Origin of the sequence: Sphingobium xanthum, from assembly GCF_019737615.1 — a bacterium.
Lineage (GTDB): Bacteria > Pseudomonadota > Alphaproteobacteria > Sphingomonadales > Sphingomonadaceae > Sphingobium > Sphingobium xanthum.
Window position 1 is genome coordinate 49,377 of the sequence record NZ_JAHKKS010000008.1, and the last position, 19,063, is coordinate 68,439.

General features: G+C 66.6%; 16 protein-coding genes and 2 pseudogenes. 11 read left to right on the forward strand and 7 right to left on the reverse strand.

Annotated elements, in window-relative coordinates:
• Positions 1-31: 31 nt before the first annotated feature.
• From KM135_RS19815 to KM135_RS13485, 3 genes are read left to right on the forward strand one after another with little or no spacing between them, the layout of a single operon-like run.
• Entirely contained in the window at positions 32-835 is an 804-nt protein-coding gene (locus KM135_RS19815; protein ID WP_246606099.1) for an ImuA family protein, read from the forward strand.
• Positions 774-2,432 (forward strand): Y-family DNA polymerase, encoded by a 1,659-nt coding sequence (locus KM135_RS13480; RefSeq protein ID WP_246606123.1) that lies wholly within the window; start codon positions 774-776, stop codon positions 2,430-2,432. The genes KM135_RS19815 and KM135_RS13480 overlap by 62 nt, the downstream gene beginning before the upstream one ends.
• Positions 2,429-5,854, forward strand: coding sequence for an error-prone DNA polymerase (locus KM135_RS13485; protein ID WP_221714544.1), 3,426 nt, complete (start codon positions 2,429-2,431; stop codon positions 5,852-5,854). The genes KM135_RS13480 and KM135_RS13485 overlap by 4 nt, the downstream gene beginning before the upstream one ends.
• A gap of 81 nt (positions 5,855-5,935) precedes the next feature.
• On the opposite strand, the pseudogene KM135_RS20220 reads toward KM135_RS13485, so the two are convergent.
• Positions 5,936-6,037, reverse strand: a pseudogene (locus KM135_RS20220) (PEPxxWA-CTERM sorting domain-containing protein); the annotation flags it as partial.
• A gap of 135 nt (positions 6,038-6,172) precedes the next feature.
• Positions 6,173-7,432 (reverse strand): annotated as a pseudogene (locus tag KM135_RS13490) (phage tail protein); the annotation flags it as partial.
• 306 nt (positions 7,433-7,738) lie between these two features.
• On the opposite strand from KM135_RS13490, the gene KM135_RS13495 reads away from it, so the two are divergent.
• Positions 7,739-8,902 (forward strand): L-lactate dehydrogenase, encoded by a 1,164-nt coding sequence (locus KM135_RS13495; RefSeq protein WP_221714546.1) that lies wholly within the window; start codon positions 7,739-7,741, stop codon positions 8,900-8,902.
• 56 nt (positions 8,903-8,958) lie between these two features.
• Here KM135_RS13495 and KM135_RS13500 read toward each other — a convergent pair whose 3' ends face one another.
• Positions 8,959-9,333: a MerC domain-containing protein gene (locus tag KM135_RS13500; RefSeq protein ID WP_221714547.1), complete on the reverse strand. Its 375-nt coding sequence runs from the start codon at positions 9,331-9,333 to the stop codon at positions 8,959-8,961.
• 172 nt (positions 9,334-9,505) lie between these two features.
• On the opposite strand from KM135_RS13500, the gene KM135_RS13505 reads away from it, so the two are divergent.
• The 5 genes from KM135_RS13505 to rpsI all read left to right on the forward strand — a co-directional run bounded on the left by KM135_RS13505 (position 9,506) and on the right by rpsI (position 12,753).
• Positions 9,506-10,561, forward strand: a complete 1,056-nt coding sequence (locus KM135_RS13505; protein ID WP_221714548.1) for a COX15/CtaA family protein — start codon at positions 9,506-9,508, stop codon at positions 10,559-10,561.
• Positions 10,558-10,875, forward strand: a complete 318-nt coding sequence (gene cutA, locus KM135_RS13510; RefSeq protein WP_221714549.1) for a divalent-cation tolerance protein CutA — start codon at positions 10,558-10,560, stop codon at positions 10,873-10,875. The genes KM135_RS13505 and cutA overlap by 4 nt, the downstream gene beginning before the upstream one ends.
• Positions 10,875-11,618: a hypothetical protein gene (locus tag KM135_RS13515; RefSeq protein WP_221714550.1), complete on the forward strand. Its 744-nt coding sequence runs from the start codon at positions 10,875-10,877 to the stop codon at positions 11,616-11,618. Before cutA ends, KM135_RS13515 begins: the two co-directional genes overlap by 1 nt.
• Positions 11,619-11,752: 134 nt before the next feature.
• Entirely contained in the window at positions 11,753-12,232 is a 480-nt protein-coding gene (gene rplM, locus KM135_RS13520; protein ID WP_221714551.1) for a 50S ribosomal protein L13, read from the forward strand.
• Positions 12,232-12,753 (forward strand): 30S ribosomal protein S9, encoded by a 522-nt coding sequence (gene rpsI / locus KM135_RS13525; protein ID WP_221714552.1) that lies wholly within the window; start codon positions 12,232-12,234, stop codon positions 12,751-12,753. Before rplM ends, rpsI begins: the two co-directional genes overlap by 1 nt.
• A gap of 70 nt (positions 12,754-12,823) precedes the next feature.
• On the opposite strand, the gene KM135_RS13530 is transcribed toward rpsI, so the two are convergent.
• The gene (locus tag KM135_RS13530) at positions 12,824-14,008 is read right to left on the reverse strand and encodes an acyltransferase family protein (RefSeq protein WP_221714553.1); all 1,185 of its coding nucleotides are present in this window, start codon (positions 14,006-14,008) and stop codon (positions 12,824-12,826) included.
• 321 nt (positions 14,009-14,329) lie between these two features.
• Here KM135_RS13530 and KM135_RS13535 point away from each other — a divergent pair, with 321 nt between their 5' ends.
• Complete coding sequence (locus tag KM135_RS13535; RefSeq protein WP_246606100.1) at positions 14,330-14,581, forward strand: TFIIB-type zinc ribbon-containing protein; 252 nt, start codon at positions 14,330-14,332, stop codon at positions 14,579-14,581.
• A 9-nt stretch (positions 14,582-14,590) separates the two neighbouring features.
• Here KM135_RS13535 and KM135_RS13540 read toward each other — a convergent pair whose 3' ends face one another.
• The 3 genes from KM135_RS13540 to KM135_RS13550 all read right to left on the reverse strand — a co-directional run bounded on the left by KM135_RS13540 (position 14,591) and on the right by KM135_RS13550 (position 18,679).
• On the reverse strand, positions 14,591-16,174 hold the full coding sequence (locus KM135_RS13540; protein ID WP_221714554.1) for an ABC-F family ATP-binding cassette domain-containing protein: 1,584 nt from the start codon (positions 16,172-16,174) through the stop codon (positions 14,591-14,593).
• Positions 16,175-16,328: 154 nt separating this feature from the next.
• Positions 16,329-18,044 (reverse strand): flotillin family protein, encoded by a 1,716-nt coding sequence (locus tag KM135_RS13545; RefSeq protein ID WP_221714555.1) that lies wholly within the window; start codon positions 18,042-18,044, stop codon positions 16,329-16,331.
• An 11-nt stretch (positions 18,045-18,055) separates the two neighbouring features.
• Positions 18,056-18,679, reverse strand: coding sequence for an OB-fold-containig protein (locus KM135_RS13550; protein WP_343228193.1), 624 nt, complete (start codon positions 18,677-18,679; stop codon positions 18,056-18,058).
• A gap of 130 nt (positions 18,680-18,809) precedes the next feature.
• Here KM135_RS13550 and KM135_RS13555 point away from each other — a divergent pair, with 130 nt between their 5' ends.
• Positions 18,810-19,040, forward strand: coding sequence for a zinc-finger domain-containing protein (locus tag KM135_RS13555; protein ID WP_221714556.1), 231 nt, complete (start codon positions 18,810-18,812; stop codon positions 19,038-19,040).
• Positions 19,041-19,063: the final 23 nt, after the last annotated feature.

The following is a 19,063-nucleotide window of genomic DNA, read 5'->3' on the forward strand; positions in this document are numbered from 1 at the left end:
CATTCCGCGGATATGAGAACATAATAGGAACATGCTTGAGTCGAGTCGCCTTCATCCCGCCGTGACGCGGGGCTTTGCCGGTGCGGTCGCGCCGCCGGTGGCAGATATGCGACCGCTCGGCATGGATGCGATCGACCGGGTGCTGGGCGGCGGCCTGCTGCCCGGCCGGCTGCACGAAATCTTCGCGCGGGAGCGGGCGGACGAGGCGAGTGCCACGGGCCTTGCCGTTATGTTCGCGCTCGCGCTCACGTCGCCGTCCGTCCCGGTCCTCTGGCTGCGCGAGGAAAGCGCCCAACGCAAGGCGGGTCTGTATGGGCCGGGGCTGATGGATTTGGGGATCGATCCGGCGCGGCTCATCCTGGGCGTGTTGCCCGATCCCAAGGCGCTGCTCCGCGCGGCGGTGGATGCGCTGCGCTGCTGCGCGCTCGGTGTCGTCATCCTGGAACTGGGCGGCAATCCGCCGGTGCTGGATCTGACCGCGAGCCGGCGACTTGGCCTCGCCGCGGAAAGCTCCGGCGTGACGCCGCTGCTGCTGCGGCTGCGCGATGCCCGGCCGATGCCGAGCGCGGCGCAGACCCGCTGGGACGTGGCGGGGGCGCCGTCCGCACCGCTCGCCGCCGACGCGCCGGGTCATGCCGCGCTCAACCTGTCGTTGCTGCGCCAGCGGGGCGGGCCGGCCGGGTTCGACTGGACTGTGGAATGGGATCGTGATGCCGTCTGTTTCAGACCAGCGGCGCTTCCTGGCGCTCGTCTTCCCGTTTCTGGCGGCGGATATGCTCCGCCTGGCGGAGCGGACGACGGAGCCGGAGCGCAGGACTGGCGCATCGCCGTCTGACCGGGCCGGGGAACCGCCGCTCGTCTTCACCGTGAAGGAGCGTGGCGCCTACCGGCTTCATGCGCTGGACGAGCCTGCGCTGGCCATGGGGCTGGAGCCGGGAATGGCTCTGGCCGATGCGCGCGCGCGCCTGCCCGATCTGCGCGCCGTACCGCATGATGCGGAGGCCGAGGGGCGTTTCATCGAGCGGCTGGCGGACCTCTGCGATCGCTTCACGCCGATGGTGGCCATCGCTCTGCCGGAAGGGCTGGTGCTGGACATAGAGGGCTGCGTGCATCTGTTCGGCGGCGAGGTGGCGCTGGCGCGCGATGCCGTGCGGCTGATGCGAACACAGGGCCTGCGCGTCCGCTCCGCACGCGCTGGGACACCGGAAGCTGCGTTGGCACTGGCGCGGCTGGAGAATATCAATCCTCCCCCAACAGGGGGAGGGAGACCGCTGCCGCAAGCAGTGGTGGAGGGATATCCCCCTAGCACGCTCGCAACACCCCTCCGTCAGCGCAAAGCGCTGCCACCTGCCCTTGCAGGGGAGAAGCGAAAGCGAGCACTCACCGAAACCGAGCGCCTCCACCGCCTCCCCTTGCTCGCCCTGCGCGTCGATGTCGATGTCCGCCATGCCCTGCGCCGGGCCGGGTTCGTCACGATCGGCGATCTGGCGCCGCTCCCCGCCGCGCCGCTCGCCGCACGCTTCGGAGCCAGCCTCGTCGATGCCCTCGGCCGGCTGCTTGGCCGCATCGACAGCCGCATCACCCCGCGCCGCCTGCCCGCGCCGATCCGCACCGAGCGCCGCTTCGCCGAGCCGGTCGCGCATGTCGAGACGGTGATGGCCGTGCTGGGCGAGCTGCTGGCGCAGGCCTGCGAAACGCTCGCCGAGCGCCATCAGGGCGGCCGCCGCTTCGCCGCCCGGCTGTATCGCAGCGACGGGGCGACGCGCGACCTTGCCGTCGAGACCGGCCAGCCGGTGCGCGATCCGGCCGTCGTGCTGCGCCTGTTCGAGGAGCGGATCGAGGCGCTGTCCGATCCGCTCGATCCCGGCTTCGGCTTCGACATCGTGCGCCTCTCCGTGCCCATCGCGGAAGGGCGGAGCGACCCGCAAGCCAGGCTGGACGGAGACCCCGCGCGCGATGCCGATCTGGCCGCCCTGCTCGATCGCCTCAGCGTGCGTGCCGGGGCGCAGCGCTATCGCCGGCTCGTGCCGCGCGACACCCATATCCCCGAGCGCGCGACTCGGCTGGCGCGCGTGAGCGAAGCCGATCCGCCGCCTTGGGAGACCGCGGTGGCCGACGAGCCGCCGCTACGCCCGCTGACCCTGCTCGATCCGCCCGAGCGCATCGAGGTGATGGCGCAGGTGCCCGATGGCCCGCCGCGCCAGTTCCGCTGGCGCGGGAGCGTCCACCGGATCGCGCGGCAGGAAGGGCCCGAGCGGATCGCGCCGGAATGGTGGCGGCGGCGCGACGGCTATTCCACCAATCCCGGCTTCACGCGCGATTATTATCGCGTCGAGGATGAGGCCGGCCGGCGCTATTGGGTCTTCCGTCTCGGCCTCTACGAGCGCGAGACCGAGCAGCCGGATTGGTATGTCCACGGGCTCTTCGCATGAACGAAAATGGCGATCTTCCACCGCCGCCGCCCGCCTATATCGAGCTGGCCTGCACGACGGCCTACAGCTTCCTGCATGGCGCCTCGCATCCCGGCGAGATGGTGCGGCAGGCGATCGCGCTGGGCCATAACGGCATCGGCATTGCCGATCGCAACACGGTTTCCGGCGTTGTCCGCGCCAAGATCGCGATCAAGCGCATGCAGGAGGAAGGGCTCCCTGTGCCGCCCGACTTCCAGCTCGTCACCGGCGCGCGGCTGGTTTTCTCCGACGGGACCAGCGACATCATCGCCTATCCGGAGACCCGCCATGGCTGGGGCCGGCTGACGCGGCTGCTCTCAACGGGCAATCGCCGCGCCCAGAAAGGGTCATGCGATCTCCACCTCTCTGACCTGCTCGAACATATCGACGATCTGCTGCTGATCGCCCTGCCCGGCGCGACGCTCGATCTGCTGCAATGTCTGAGGAAGGCGGCGCGAGGCCGGATCTGGCTTGGCGCGGTGATGAACCGGACAGGCCGGGACGCGCGTCAGCTCGCACAGGCGCAGGCACTGGCGCGCCAGGCGAAAGTGCCGCTCATCGCTCTCAATGATGCGCTCTATGCCACGGCTGAGGATCGGCCCTTGCAGGATGTGATGACGGCCATCCGCCTGCACACGACAGTGCAGAAGGCCGGGCGATCCCTGCTTGCCCATGCCGAACGGCACCTCAAGGCTCCGGCTGAAATGAGGCGGCTGTTTGCCGCCTCTCCGGATGCGATCGAACAGACGCAGACCTTCCTCTCGCGCATCGGCTTCCGGCTGGAGCATCTGCGCTACGAATATCCGCACGAGCCGGTGCCGCCCGGCTGGGACGCGCAGGACTGGCTCGAGCATATCGTCATGGAAGCCGCGCATGAGCGCTATGGCGCCGTGCTGCCGGACAAGGTGCAGCGCCTCATCGACAAGGAATTCGCGCTCATCCGGCAGTGCAACTATCCGCATTATTTCCTGACGGTCCACGATATCGTCCGTTACGCCCGGCAGTGCGATCCGCCGATCCTCTGTCAGGGCCGAGGCAGCGCGGCGAACAGCATCGTCTGCTTCCTGCTGGGCGTGACGTCGGTCGATCCCGCGCAGCACAAGCTGCTTTTCTCGCGCTTCCTCTCGGCCGAGCGCGGCGAGCCGCCGGACATCGATGTCGACTTCGAGCATGAGCGGCGCGAGGAAGTGATCCAGTATATGTATCGCCGCTATGGCCGGCATCGCGCCGGCATCGCCGCGACCGTGATCCATTTCCGGGCACGCAGCGCGGTGCGCGAGATCGGCAAGGCGCTCGGCATCAGCGAGGACATCACCAGCCGCATGGCGAGCACGGTCTGGGGCAGCTATGCGTCGCACTATGAGCGCCAGCGCGTGGTCGAGAGCGGTTTCGATCCCGACAGTCCGGAGATTGCGCGGCTCAACGAGCTGGTGCAGCGCATCCTCGAATTGCCGCGTCATCTCTCGCAGCATGTCGGCGGTTTCGTGCTCACCCAGGGCCGGCTCGACGAGATGGTGCCCATTCACAATGCCGCGATGGACGACCGCACCTTCATCGAATGGGACAAGGACGATATCGACGCGCTCGGCCTCATGAAGGTCGATGTGCTGGCGCTCGGCATGCTCACCTGCATCGCGAAGAGCTTCGATATGATGCGCCATCACGGGCTTGGCGATCATAGCCTGGAGACCGATCTCGCGGCGGACGATCCGGCGATCTACGACATGCTCTGCAAGGGCGACAGCATCGGCGTCTTCCAGGTCGAGAGCCGCGCGCAGATCAACATGCTGCCGCATCTCAAGCCGAGAAATCTCTATGACCTCGTCGTGCAGGTCGCGATCGTCCGCCCCGGGCCGATCGAGGGCGACATGGTCCATCCCTATCTGCGCCGGCGCAATGGCGTCGAGAAGGTCGACTATCCGTCGCCTAAACCGCCCCATGATCCCAATGAACTGCGCGAGGTGCTCGGCAAGACCTTCGGCGTCCCGCTCTTCCAGGAGCAGGCGATGCAGCTCGCCATCACCGCGGCCGCCTTCACCGACGAGGAAGCCAATGGTCTGCGCCGCGCCATGGCGACGTTCCGCAATCTCGGCACGATCGACCGGTTCCGCGACAAGATGATCGGCGGCATGGTCGCGCGCGGCTACCGGCAGGATTTCGCCGAGCGCTGCTTCAGGCAGATCGAGGGCTTCGGCTCCTATGGCTTTCCCGAGAGCCATGCGCAGAGCTTCGCCCGGCTGGTCTATGTCTCGGCCTGGATCAAGTGCCATCATCCGGTGGTGTTCTGCTGTGCGCTGCTGAACTCGCAGCCCATGGGCTTTTATGCCCCGGCGCAGCTCGTGCGCGATGCGATCGAGCATGGGGTGACGGTGCGGCCCGTCGATGTGAACAGCAGCGATTGGGATAATAAGCTGGAGCCCATATCCAGCCCCTCCTCTTCAGGGGAGGGGGAAGGGGTGGGGACGATGCGCCAGCATCGCCCGGATCGCGATCATCCGCACCGTCCCAGCACCACCCCAACCCCTCCTCTGAAGAGGAGTGGCTTTCCCGTGTCCTCCGCCCATCTCGCCCTGCGCCTCGGCTTTCGCCAGATCGGCGGGTTCAAGGAGGCGTGGGGCCATGCCATCGAACGCGCGCGTGCCGTGGGCGGCCCGTTCACCACCGTTGAGCAGCTCGCCCGCCGCGCTGGCCTCCCGGCCCGCGCGCTGCATCTGCTGGCCGATGCCGATGCGATGCGCTCGCTGGGCCAGGATCGGCGCGAGGCGCTGTGGGAAGTGCGCCGCACGCCGACCGACGAACTGCCGCTCTTCGCCGCCGCCCGCGCCCGCGAGCTGGGCGAGGAACCCACGATCGACCTCAAATCCATGACCCTCGGCGAGCATGTCGCGGCCGATTACCAGACGCATCGCCTCTCGCTGAAGGCGCATCCCATGCGCGTCCTGCGCCCCTATTTCGCGGCGGAGAACGTCACGCCCAGCATCGCCTTGCCCGATGTGAAGGCCGGTGCGCAGGTCCGCGTCGGCGGCGTGGTGCTGGTCCGCCAGCGGCCCGGCAAGGGCAATGCCATCTTCATCACGCTGGAGGACGAGGACGCCATCGTGAACATCCTGCTCTGGGCGCGCAATTTCGAGCGCTACCGGCGGGACGTCATGGCCGCGCGGCTGATGATCGTGGAGGGAGAGTTGCAGCGCAGCCGCGAGGGTGTCGTCCACATCATGGCGAGCCGCATTCACGATCGCACGGAGCTGCTCGGCCGCCTTTCGGACATAGACGAACCCAGGCCCGTTCTCTCTCGCGCCGACGTCTTCCTGCACCCGGCCAATCCGCGCCATGACGCCGCGCCGCGCACATCCTCGCATCCGCGCAATGTCCGGCTACTGCCCAAGTCGCGCGACTTTCACTGACGGCGCCGGCGCCCGAAAGCACAAGCACGCCGCACCCGCGGGGCACTGCGCGCTAGCCGAACTTGAACTGTGCCGGGACGATCAGCCGAAAGCGACGGCCAGCTTGCGGCGACGCATCGAAGCGCCGACCAGCGCAAAGCCGCCGATCATCATCGCCCAGGTCGCCGGTTCGGGCACGCCGGGGGCGCCTGCAAGCTCATAGCCATGCGTGTGCGACGGCAGCTCGTTCAGCGATAAGGTCGTGTAGGACGAGCCGATCTTGTCGCCCACGTTGAAGGTGCCCAACTGGTTGAACCCCGACCCCAGGATCGTGCGGCCGCGCAGATCGGGCAGGGCGAAGGTCGTCTGGCCGTTGCCGCCGTACATCGTGCCGAGGATCGAGAACAAGGCCTGGTTCTGCGCGATCGAGAGCAGCTGGCCTTGCGCCAGCGCCCAGCCCTTGGGTGCGAAGCCGCCGGCAAAGGCGACGATCTCGCCCATATAGGGCACGTCATCCGGCACGGCGCCACTCCCGTCGCGCGGTGGGAAAACGCCCTGCAGCGCGATGATATAGTTGAGGCCGAGGCTCGGCTCATGCTGGTCGAAGGGCTGGTTGCCGCCCGTAATGTCCGTGGTCCCGCCGGTCGGCAGGCCATGATCGTGCGACGGCATCTGGCTCTGCGTCAGCGTCACTTCCGGCCTGCCCAGCACTTCGCCCAGATCGACCATTTCGAGGCCCGGGCCCTGGCCGGTACCCACGATCGTGCGACCGCGCAGATCGGGCAGGGCGAAGGTCGTCTGGCCGTCGCCGCCATAGGTCGTGCCGATGACCTGGAACAGCGTGTCGTAAGTGGCAATGTCCAGAAGCCTGCCGTCCGCGAACAGCCAGCCGCCCGGCTCGAAATTGCCGGCGAAGACGCCGATCTCGCCGATCAGCGTGTGGCCGCCGCCGCTATCTTGCGAGGGAAAGAGGCCGTCCGCCGCGATCATATAGTTGAGCGCCAGAGAGGGTTGGTAATTGTCGAACTGTTGATTGCCACCGGTCGGCGACGTCGGCATCCCCGGTGCATAGTCATGATCGTGCGCCGGCATTTGCGTTTCGGTCAGTGTAACGGTCGCCGAGCCGGCCGTCTGGCCGAGCGAGAAATGCTCCAGGCCCGGCCCTTGCCCTGCCCCGATGACCGACTGGCCGATCAGGTTGGGCAGCGCGAAGGTCACCTTGCCGTCGCCGCCATAGGTCGTGCCCAGGATCGAGAAGAGCGCCGTGTTCTGCGAGATAGGCAGCAGCTGGCCCAGCGCCGGCGGGGTACCGAACGGCCCGAAATTGCCGGCGAATGTGTGCATCATGCCGATGAAGCCGTTGGACGTGCCGCCGCCGCCGCGCGGCGGGAAGATGCCCTGAATGCCGATCGACTGGGTCAGCACCAGCGAGGGCTGATAGTTGCTGAACGGCTGGCCGCCGCCGGCCGGGTCGGTCACATAAGCGGTCGCACCCGCATTGCTGGCGGTCATCGCAAGCGCCGATGCGGCGCAGAGGGCCAGAAGTTTCATGACATCATCCCCCAGAACATCGTCACACGCTGCCGGAAAATCCCACATCCCCCGGCCAGGACGACAACTCTTTACATCATGGATGCGTCGAATCAGAGTAAATTAATGGTTAAAGCGAGACGTTGGACGCTTTGACCCAAATTGGGGCAAGCATCGTTCGGCTGTTTCGGCAAGACTGGACAAGTTCTGTCGAGATGGCGAGGACGCAAAGCTGGCGGTCGTGAAATCAAAAGGTTAAGGCATGGGCGCCTGCAATTGATCCGCCAGGGTACATGCGGGTGAGCGAGAGGATGAACATGAACGGCATGCGCGCTCGGATCGCCCGCGATCCTTGGGACGGGATCCGATAGCAAGATGGTCTGGCCGCACAGCTTCACGGATCTGCGCCGCGCCGCCCATCGCCGGCTGCCGCGCTTCCTGTTCGATTATGTCGATGGCGGCAGTTTCGCCGAGTTGGCGATCGCCCGCAATGTCGCCGCCGTGCGCGCCGTGACGCTGCGCCAGCGCGTGCTGAACGACGTCGCCCAGTCGGACCTCTCGACCACGCTCTTCGGCCAGAAGCTCGCCATGCCGCTGATGCTCGCCCCGGTCGGCATGGGCGGGATGCTGCGCCGGCGCGGCGAGATTCAGGCGATTCGCGGCGCACATGCCAATGGCGTGCCGATGGTGCTCTCGACCGTCACGCTCTGCTCGGTCGACGAGATCGCGGCGGCGACGCAGATCCCCTTCTGGTTCCAGCTCTATGTCGCCAAGGATCGCGGCTTCGTCATGGACCTGCTGGCCAAGATCAAATCGCTCGGCTGCTCTACCCTGTTCATGACGGTCGATCTGCCCGTGCCCGGCCCGCGCTGGCGCGATCAGCGCTCCGGCCTTTCCGGCCCGCCCGGCGCGCTCGGCCAGTGGCGGCGCTGGACCGAAATCCTGTCGCACCCGCGCTGGAGCTGGGATGTCGGTCTGCTCGGCCGGCCGCATACGCTCGGCAATCTGGTGCCGATCATGAACGGCAATCTGCGCATGGCGGATTTTCTGCGCTGGAGCGGGCAGAATTTCGATCCCTCGGTAAGCTGGAAGGATCTCGAGTTCATCCGCAATCACTGGGATGGCAATCTGGTGCTGAAAGGCATCATGGACCCGGAGGACGCCCAGCGCGTCGCGGATATCGGCGCGGACGGACTCGTCGTCTCCAATCATGGCGGGCGCCAGCTCGACGGCACGGTCGGCACGGCCGAGGCGCTGCCGGCCATTGCCGCCGCGGTCGGCGATCGGCTGACCGTCCTTGCCGATGGTGGCGTACGCAACGGGCTCGACGTGCTGCGCATGCTCGCGCTTGGCGCCAGAGGTGTTATGATCGGCCGACCCTGGGCTTTCGCATTGGCGGCGGGCGGCGAGGAGGCCGTCTCGCACATGCTGGCGCAATATGCACTGGAGTTGCGCGCCGGCCTCGCGCTCACCGGCTGCGACAGCATCGCCGATGTCGGACCGCACATCCTGGCTGGCAAGCCCGCCTGGGATTTTTAGGCGTCCCCGTCACCCCGGGCTTGACCCGGGGTCCCGCTGCCTTCGCCGCGCTTGCCCTACCAGTGCGCGCGGCGATTGAGTTCGTGGCCGAAGGCGAGTAGCAGCACGCCGAGGATCGTGTAGGCCGTCTCGCCCGACCAGCCATGCGGCAGGCTGAGCGCACCGGCCATGATGCCGAGGCCGAGCGCGCCGATCGCCACCGGGATCAGCATGCCATGTTCGCGAGCGCCCTGGCCGAGTGCGATCGCGCCAAGGACCATGGCGATAACGAGGCCGGCCTCGTGAATGATCGGTGCTTCGAGCAGGCCGGCGACCGAGGACAGCAGGCCGAAAGCGACCGCCGTCGCAAGGCAATGCACCGCGCACAGGCCGGACAGGCCGATGGCGAGTCCATCGAGGCGCGCAAAGCGGGGGGCGGCAAGAGTCGGCATGAGGAGAGTGTCTCTACTCCCGGGAAGATGAAGATACAACATAACATTTGGGATCGCTGCCGGCCGGTTCAAGCCATAGTGCCGCCCGGCGCGATTTTTCCCTTGTGAACGTTGGCGTCGGGCCGGTCGCATCCGCCTTGCGTCCTGCCCGTCATCGGCGCATGGGGCGGCGATGGCCGATCTTGCCCAGACCCGTTTCTCAGGCTCCGCGATAACCGGCTCGACTGCGCGCCCGGCTGCGCTCGCGCGCTGGCTGTTCGTCATTGCCGGCCTTATCCTCTTCATGGTCGCCGTCGGGGGCGTGACCCGGCTCACCGAATCGGGCCTGTCGATCACCGAGTGGAAGCCCGTGACCGGAACCCTGCCACCGCTGACGCAGGCCGACTGGGAAGCCGAGTTCGCTGCCTACAAGCAAAGCTCGCAATATGTGCTGATGAACCAGGGCATGACGCTCGCGGCCTTCAAGCAGATCTATTTCTGGGAATATGTCCATCGCCTGCTCGGCCGCCTGATCGGCCTTGCCTATGCGGTGCCTCTGGCGTGGTTCGCGTTGCGCCGGGCAATCCCCAGGGGCTTCGGTCTGCGCCTGACCGGCCTGCTATTGCTGGGCGGCGCGCAGGGCGGGGTCGGTTGGCTGATGGTGCGCAGTGGTCTCACCGATCGTACCAATGTCGAGCCGGCGATGCTCGCCGCGCATCTCGGCATGGCGCTCATCCTGCTCGCGGCGGTGGTCTGGACAGCGTGCGATTTCGCCCGACTCGCGCGCGTACCCGGCTCGGCGAAGGCGCGGCTTGGCCTGCTCGCGGCCATCGCACCGACATTGCTGTTCCTCCAGATCCTGCTCGGCGCCCTCACCGCGGGCCTGCGTGCGGGCTATGTCGCGAACACCTGGCCGCTGATGAACGATCACCTGGTGCCCGAGGGTATTGCGTGGTGGGGCTCGCTCTGGATGACGCTGACCAGCGATCCCTTCCTTGTCCATTTCCTGCATCGCTGGTGGGCCTGGGTTGCCGCCATCGCGCTCGTCTGGATGGCGGGGCGCGTCAATCGCGTCGGTGACCGGCGGCTCGCCCATGCGCTGCTCGGTGTCACCGTCGGCCAGATTCTGCTCGGCATCCTGACCGTCGTTACCGGCGTCAACATCGCGCTTGCGGTTGCGCACCAGCTCGTCGGTGCCCTGCTGCTCGGTGTCGCGGTCATGGCAACGCATCGTCTCGGGGTACGATGAGCGAGATTGTCCTGGTCTATACCCTGTTCGGCGATCGCGACGCGGCGGAGGCCGTCGCGCGTGCGATGGTCGAGCGTCGCCTTGCCGCCTGCGCCAATCTGCTGGGCGACGGCACCTCCATATATCCCTGGGAGGGCCGCATCGATCGGGCCGGCGAAGTGCCCGTGCTCTTCAAGACGGTGCCCGCGCGGCGCGACGCGCTGATGGCCGCGATCGGCGCGATGCATAATTATGACCTGCCCGCGATCCTGAGCTGGCCCGCCGTAACGACGCCGGCTTATGCGGCCTGGGTGGCCGGAGAGACGGACAGCTGATGCGTCTTGCCCTGCATCATGCCGCGTTGCTGCCGGCGCTGCTGCTCCTGCCCCAGACGCTGCGTGCCGAGACGCGCACCTTGCCTTGTCGTCTGCCCGCCGATGCGCGTCTGCTCTTCACCTTCGAGCAGCATGGCTGGGGCAATGACGGTATGCCCTGGCATCTGGGGCTGACGCGGCGGCTGCATGTGAAGCGGCAGGATCTGGGCTTTGTGCTCGTCATCGATCCGGCCCGGGCGATCGGCAAGGTCGATGATGCGCTCGAGCGCCGCATGGCCGCGGTTTATGATCCGAACGACCAGCGCGTCATGACGGTCCGGCTCGATGCGACCGGTCGCCTTCTCGCCATAGACGATCTGGCGACGCATTGGCAGGCGCATCTGGCGCGGTTCCAGCGGCTGGTTCAGTCGCTTGCGGCCGATGGCGCGGCGACACAGCGGGCGCAGGCCGCCTTCGCGAGCCTCTCCCGCGCGGATGACGCGACCAAGCTGCGGTTGCTTGCGAGTGATGTCGTGGGTCCCTGGCTGCGCCTGTGCGGACAGTCGGCGGTGCTGGAGCCGGCTGCGGACGGCACGCTCAAGACGACGGAAGCGACCGACAGCGCCGTATTGCGCGACTCCGCGCAGTATCGCGTTGATGGCGCGAGCGGTCTCATGCGCAGCATCGAGCGCAGCGTCACGCCCACGGCCCAGCCCGAGCGACCGCAGCGAACCATCTGGCGGTTCGACCCGATCCCGCAATAGGGTATCTGAATACCCGTCAGCAAAAGCCCGGTTTTGCTTGACTCTGGCGGGCGCAATCGTCATTAGCGCACCGTTGGCGGTGCCTCCAGCCTTATGGCTCGGCGCCGCTTTGTCATTTTCCGGAGGCAACAGCCATGAAGGCGCTCATGAAGACCACCAAGCCGGCGACGCCGGCAACGGTCGAAAAGAAGTGGTTGCTGATCGATGCGGACGGCCTTGTCGTCGGCCGCGTTGCGTCGATCATCGCCAATATCCTGCGCGGCAAGCACAAGCCGAGCTTCACCCCCCACGTTGATTGCGGTGATAATGTCATCGTCATCAACGCCGAGAAGGTGAAGTTCACGGGCAACAAGCTGACCGATAAGCGCTATTACAAGCACACCGGCTATGCCGGCGGCATCAAGGAAACCAGCCCGCAGAAGGTGCTGGAAGGCCGCTTCCCCGAGCGCGTTCTCGAGAAGGCCGTGGAGCGAATGATCCCGCGCGGCCCGCTTGGCCGCCAGCAGATGCGCAACCTGCGCGTCTTCGCCGGCACCGCGCATCCGCACGAAGCCCAGAACCCCGAAGTGCTCGACATTGCGTCGCGCAACCGCAAGAACAAGGTGGGTGCATAATGTCCGATACCGTCAATTCGCTGTCCGATCTGCAGGACCTCACCCAGGGTGCCGCTCCCGCAGTCGCCGCGACGGCCGCTGCGCCTGAAGCGCCGGTCTCGACTGCCCCGCTGCGTCAGCAGGAGCTGGACAAGCAGGGCCGCGCCTATGCGACCGGTCGCCGCAAGGATGCCGTTGCGCGCGTCTGGGTGAAGCCCGGCACCGGCAAGATCACGGTCAATGGCCGCGATCAGGAAACCTATTTCGCGCGTCCGACGCTGCGTCTCGTCATCAACCAGCCCTTCTCCGTCACGGCGCGTGAAGGTCAGTATGACGTGATCTGCACCGTCAAGGGCGGCGGTCTCTCGGGCCAGGCCGGCGCCGTCAAGCACGGCATCGCGCAGGCGCTGACCAAATATGAGCCGGCGCTGCGCAGCGCGGTCAAGGCCGAGGGCTTCCTGACCCGCGACAGCCGCACCGTCGAGCGCAAGAAGTACGGCCGGGCCAAGGCTCGCCGCAGCTTCCAGTTCTCGAAGCGCTGATCTTTCGGCCTTCGCCGAGTACGAGAACGGGCCGTCCTTCGGGGCGGCCCTTTTTCTTTGGGGTTCAATCTCACGCGGGGAATAGTTTCTCCGCTATGCGGCGTGACCAGAGCCGCGCCGGCTCCTCCACATGGCGATAAGTGACCCCGGCAGCCGCGATGACGAGCGCGAGCATTACCAAGGTCACGAGGTCACAGAGCAAGGGATTGCCCGCGAGCACGATGCGGCCGCTCTGCGTGACGGTGAGCGGCACCACGCCCTGCGCGGCGGCGATGAGATCGAGCAGCCGGTCCTGAATGAACTGGTGCACCATATAGATGGAGTAGCTGAGCGTCCCCAGCAGCAGCATGGGCGGGGTCAGCAGCAGGCGGCTGATATGCCCGCCCTGGGAGGCGAAGACCCAGATGAGCAGCGCGAAGGCCGGGTAGATGAGATGCGAGAAACTGCCGCCAAAGGCCCAGCAGGTGAACAGCATGAAGCCCAGCGCAGCCAGCTCGATCGCGGTCATGACAGCGGTGGACACCTTGCCGGCCGGGATCTGCCAGCCCATCCGCCGCACTTCATAGACGGCCAGCCCGATTCCGAAGCCGAGCGCGCATTTGAGCAACGACGTGACCTCCGTCGGCGGATGCAGGCCGAGCTTGCCGCCCAGGACCACCAGAACCGCGCCCGGCGCCATCAGGCAGATGGCTGCCGGCAGCAGGCGCCGTGTCGGCAGGAACACGAGCAGCAGCGCACAAGCGAGATAGGTCCAATATTCGACGCCGATCGACCAGCTTGGCTTGTTCCAGCTGAGCTCCGCCGGCACTTCCTGGAGCAGTACGATGTTCCAGAACAGCCCGTCCGGCGCGGTCAGCCCGGTGAACGGCGCGCCTTCGCGAAAGGCGCCGAGGCCGAAGACCAGTCGGATGATCTCATAGATCAGGATCACGCCGAGCATGAAGGCATGCAGCGGATAGATGCGGCCCCAGCGCAGGAACATAAACTTAGGGATCGAATAGCCCTGCGCCAGCCGGTCGCCATAGGAGGCCCCAATCACGAAGCCGCTGAGGACGAAAAAGAAGGTGACCGCGAGGAAGCCGTTCTGCACGATCGCCAGCGGCCAGCTATGCCCGTCCGACGGGAGATGGAAGATCACGACCCAGCAGGCCGCGAGTCCGCGCAGGCTGTCCAGCGCTTCATAGCGTCCGGCGCGCGCCGCCGAAGCGGGCGCGGGCGAAACCGGTTGTGCAACCGCGCTCGTGGCCAAGCTCACGTCCTCCCTGCCTAGCCTGCCGGGATAATGCACGCCGCCGTCGCTGAACAGGGCATTAGGGACGTTTGTCGCAGCGCCGCATCCGTCCGGCCTTGACGCTCCGCCGCGCGACCATAACTAGAAGCTGCGGGCCGGGCCCCTCTGGCGATCGCGCTTCATCGGCGCGTCGTGATGTCGGACCGCATCGAGTGCGCTCGGTGCCGGTTCAGACGATCCAATTTCCGCGCCAGCGCCTTCGATTCTGTTCCAGTTTCCATCGGAGGTTTCATCGTGTCTTCAGGCCACAACATGCCTTGCCCCAGCTGCGCCGTCCCGCTCGTGATGAGCGAGCGTCAGGGCGTCGAGATCGACTATTGCCCGCAATGTCGCGGCGTCTGGCTCGATCGCGGCGAGCTCGACAAGATCATCGAGCGCAGCGGCCGGGATATGGCGCCCGCGTCCCAGCAGACCCGGCAGGCGCCCCCGCCCCAGCAGAGCTATCCGCAGGATTATGCGCAGCAGGGCTATGGCCAGTCGCAGCACGGCTATCACAAGAAGCGCCGCAAATCGTTCCTGGAAGAGCTGTTCGACTGACGGGAGCCCTCAGCCAAGGCTGATCCGCTCCTCGATGCCAATGGCGTCGAGGAACGTCTCGTCATGGCTGACCACCAGCAGCGCGCCGTCATAGCCGCGCAGCGCCTCTTCCAATGTCTCGATCGCGTCGAGATCGAGATGATTGGTCGGCTCGTCGAGAATGAGCAACTGCGGCGGGCGCGGCCCGGCGGTGACGATCGCGAGTGCCGCGCGCAGCTTCTCGCCGCCACTCAACACCCCGGCGGGCCTTAGCGCATCGCGATTGCGGAAGGCGCAGCGGGCGAGCGCGGTATGTGCCTCGCCCGTCGTCATCTCCGGATGATGCGCGCGCATATTCTCGACGAGATCGCGTGCCGGATCGAGCAGGGCGGCATGCTGGTCCAGCATCGCGATCAGCCCTTCGGCGCGCGCGACGGTGCCGGCAGTCGGCTGGAGATCGCCGGTCGCGAGACGCAACAGGCTCGTCTTGCCGCTGCCGTTGCGTCCGGTGAGCGCGATCCGCTTCGGCCCGGTGACCGCGAAGTTGAGCGGCCCGAACAGCCATCCTTCGCCATGATCGAGCACGACATCCTCGAACTTGAGCAAGCTTCTGCCCGATGACAGGCCCGATGGCGGTAGATCGATCGCCAGCGGCGTCAGCACTTCCACCTGTTGCCGCGCTATATCCATCGCATCCCGCGCCTCGCCGACCAACCGCTGTGCCACCTGCCGCTCCCGCGCGCCGCCCTCCTGCGCCTGCTGGATTTTCGCGCCGATTAGGATGCGCGGCATGTCGCCTCGCGCCTGCACGGCGCGCCCGGCCTTGTCGCGGCGCGCCTTTTTCTCCGCCTGACGCTGGGCCGCCCGCTCATTCTGCGCCAGATCGCGCCGTGCCCGCTCCAGCGAGGCATCGGCGCGCTCCCGCGCAGCATCCCGCTCCACGACGAACGCGCTCCAGCCACCGCTGACGCAGAAAGTATCGACCGGCGAGAGCTGGACGATCCGGTCCATCCCATCCAGCAGCGCGCGATCATGACTCGCGATCAACGCTCCGCCCGGCCAGCGCGCCAGCAGGTCCGCGACGGCCCGGCGCCCCTCGGAATCGAGATTGTTGGTCGGCTCGTCGAGCAGCAGCAGGTCCGGTTCCTCAAGCAGCATCGCCGCGATGCCGAGCCGCGTGCGCTCGCCACCGCTCAGGGTCGCGCAGTCCCGGTCCAGCGCGACATGTGGCAGTCCGACATCGGCTAACGCCTGCGTCAGTCGTTCGGGGAGGGTCCAGTCAGCCTCGGCCATGTCGTCGACCGATCCCGCGCCCGCCTCCAGCCGCTCGAGCCGCGCCAGCGCCTCGGCCACCCCTAGTGCCTGCGCGACCGCGCTCCGACCGGGCAGGATCTGGCGCAGCATGGCGGCCCGCCCGGCAAGATGTACATTGCCCGACACCGCCACCGCCTCGCCGGCGATGATGGCGAGCAAGGTCGACTTGCCCGAGCCGTTACGCCCGACAAGGCCAATGCGCTCGCGGCCGAGGGCGAGCGTCAGATCGGAAAAGAGGATCGTCCCGTCAGGCCGGGCGGCCGTGACGGAATCGAGCGTGAGAAGAGCGGAAGCGGACATGGAACACCTGCGGCAATGGGACGGACGAACGGCGGTTCGATGTCATGTCCATGGCGTGGTGCTCCTGCGCGATTGAGCGCGGGCCTATAGCGCTTGGGAGATAAAAAGGCAAAATCGGATGGCCGGGCGAGCACTCCGCTCATCCTTTGCCTGTTCAGTCATTTGCCTTTTGCTCGACCGGCGGAGCGACCGGCGTGACGAGACTTGGGGTGGGGTCAGGAGCGCGCTCCGTCACGGCCGGCACGGCGTTCTTGACGAGTCCCTCAAGCGATCCGCCGTCGAGACCGAGTTCCTTCATCAGACCGTCAATGATCGGCGCCTGCGCCCGATAACTCAGCGCCGCGGCGAGGGCGTCACCAGCGAGGTTGCCGCTGCCGTTGGTCGCCGTCACCCCATTGCCGACATCGACGCCGCCGCGCTGGGTAAGGCCATCGACTTGCACGATCTTGATCGAATCGATCGCTCCGAGCGGTTTGGCGGATTCGCGCACAAGTTCGGGGAGCACCTTGAGCAGGGCGAGCTTGGTCTGGAGCGAGATCTGGTCTGAGGAGAGCAGGTTCGCTGCCTCGTTGATCGCGCGCTGGCCGGCGGCCTCGACCTCGAAGCGGACCTTGGCCGCGGCGGCGCGCAGCTTATCCGCGTCGGCCTGGCCCTGCGCTTCGAAGCGCACGGCCTCGGCACGATTGGAGGCGGCATCGCGCTCCGCTTCGGCCTCCACCTTCACCTTGATGGCATCGCGCTCCGCGGTTTTGGAGGCTTCGATCAACTCGATCCGCTTCTGGCGTTCCGCAATCTCGGTTTCGCGCGCTGTCGTCACCTGTTCCTCGGCCGCGACGGACAGGGCGCGGGCCGCATCGGCGTCGGCACTGGCCTGGCTTTCCTCACGGCTCTTGGTCTGGACGGCTATCTGCTGCTCCTGCCGTGCGATCTGCACTGCCTGCTCCTGGGCGATCTGCGCTTGCTGGATGGTCCTATTCGCCTCGATCTGCTGCGCGTCGATGGCGCGCTTGGCCTCGATCCGGGCCTCCTCGGCCTCCTGATTGCGTTTGGCTTGCTCGCGCGCGACCTCGGCCGCCTGCTCGGCCCGGCGCATCTCGATCTCGCGCTCCTGCTCCAGCCGCGCGAACTCGTTATCGCGCTTGATCTGCAGCGATTTCTGCTCGGCTTCGAGATTCTTGGTCTCGATCTGGACGCGCGTATCCTGCTCGATGTCGTTGCGCGCCTTCTTGCGCAGCTCAATCTGCTCGGTGAGCTTGGTCAGGCCCTCCGCGTCGAAGGCATTATTGGCGTTGAAATGCTCGATCGAAGTCTGATCAAGACCGGTCAATGAGACGGATTCCAGCTCGAGCCCGTTCATCGCGAGATCGGCGGAGGAGACCTGCTGCACCTTCTGGACGAAGTCGCTGCGCTGTTCGTGCAGCTGGTTCATCGTCATGCCGGCGGCGACCGAGCGCAGCGCATCGACGAACTTGCCCTCGACCAGATCCTTCAGCGCTTCGGGCTGCATCGTGCGCATGCCGAGCGTTTGCGCTGCCATGGCGATGGCGCCGGCATCCGGGCGGACGCGGACGTAGAATTCCGCCTTCACGTCGATGCGCAGCCGGTCGAGCGTGATCAGCGCATCGACATTCTTGCGCTCGACCGCGAGGCGAACCGTGTTCATGTTGACCGGCATGGTCTCGTGCAGGACGGGCAGGACCAGCGCTCCGCCGTTCATGACCACCTTCTCGCCGCCAAAGCCGGTGCGCACGAAGCCCACTTCCTTGGTCGCGCGTCGATAGAGCCGCGTGATCATCAGCACGAAGATCAGCACGACGAGGAAGATCGTCCCCGCCCAGATGCCGATATTGATCAACCGATCCAGTTCCATAATCCCCCTCCTCAGTATCGGCCGATGCTGATCGGTCCATTCGTCTCAACTGCGTAGAAAAGTTCGCCCTCGCGGCGCACCAGAAGCACTTCCTCGCCTTCGTCGAACGTCATGTCATCGACATGCGGCTCGACCATGACATGATGGACGACGCCGAAGCGATCCTTGACCGCCGTCCGCGCCGGGCTGCCGCGCGCGGCCGTGCCGATGACGATATGGCCGCGCCGGGCCAGCAGGCTGTCGATGTCGATCGCTGTCGTTTCGTCCTGCGGCCAGATGCGGGCGATCGGACGCGCCAGCAGGCCCGTCAACGGCAAGGCACCGACCAGCGCGATACCGCCGGCGGGCCATGCCGGCAACATATCGCCCATCAGGCCAAGCAGGATATGCTGCATGGTAAGGCCACCCAGCGCGAAACAGGCGAGCATCAGCGACAACCAGGCCATGAGCGGCAGGCGGCCGAGGCCAAGCAAGCTGGCCATGCTCTCGCCGATACTCAGATCATGGTCGCCATCCAGATCGACATGAGCGTGATCGCTCACGCCGATGCCGATGAGTTGACTGAGCGCGAGCAGGACCAGCAGGCCGAGTGCGACCATGAACGGTGTGTTTTCGGGAGCAAGGATGGTCAGCACGGTGATTCTCGGATGAAGGCTAGCAGATTCGGCCCGGCCCGCAATGAGGCGTCCAATAGATCGTTGATATTGACAACGATCGCCGCGCGTCGATATTGCCCGGGCGTGACGTCGATGCTAACCGCGCAGCATGCAAGCACCGCCCGAGATTCTTCGCGTCCATGCCCGCCGAGTCGCCTGTGACGGCTCGGGCCATGGTATTTCCGCAGCCCTTGGCCATCCGCGCGTCTTTCTGGAGATTGACGAGCATGGCTATGTCGACTGTGGCTATTGCGATCGGCGCTTCGTGCTGGAGGGCGGCCCGGCGGACACGCCCGACAATGTGACCAAGCCCGACATTTCCTCGGGCGCTAGCCTCTAGAGAGGCGAGCGAAGCGGGGAAGC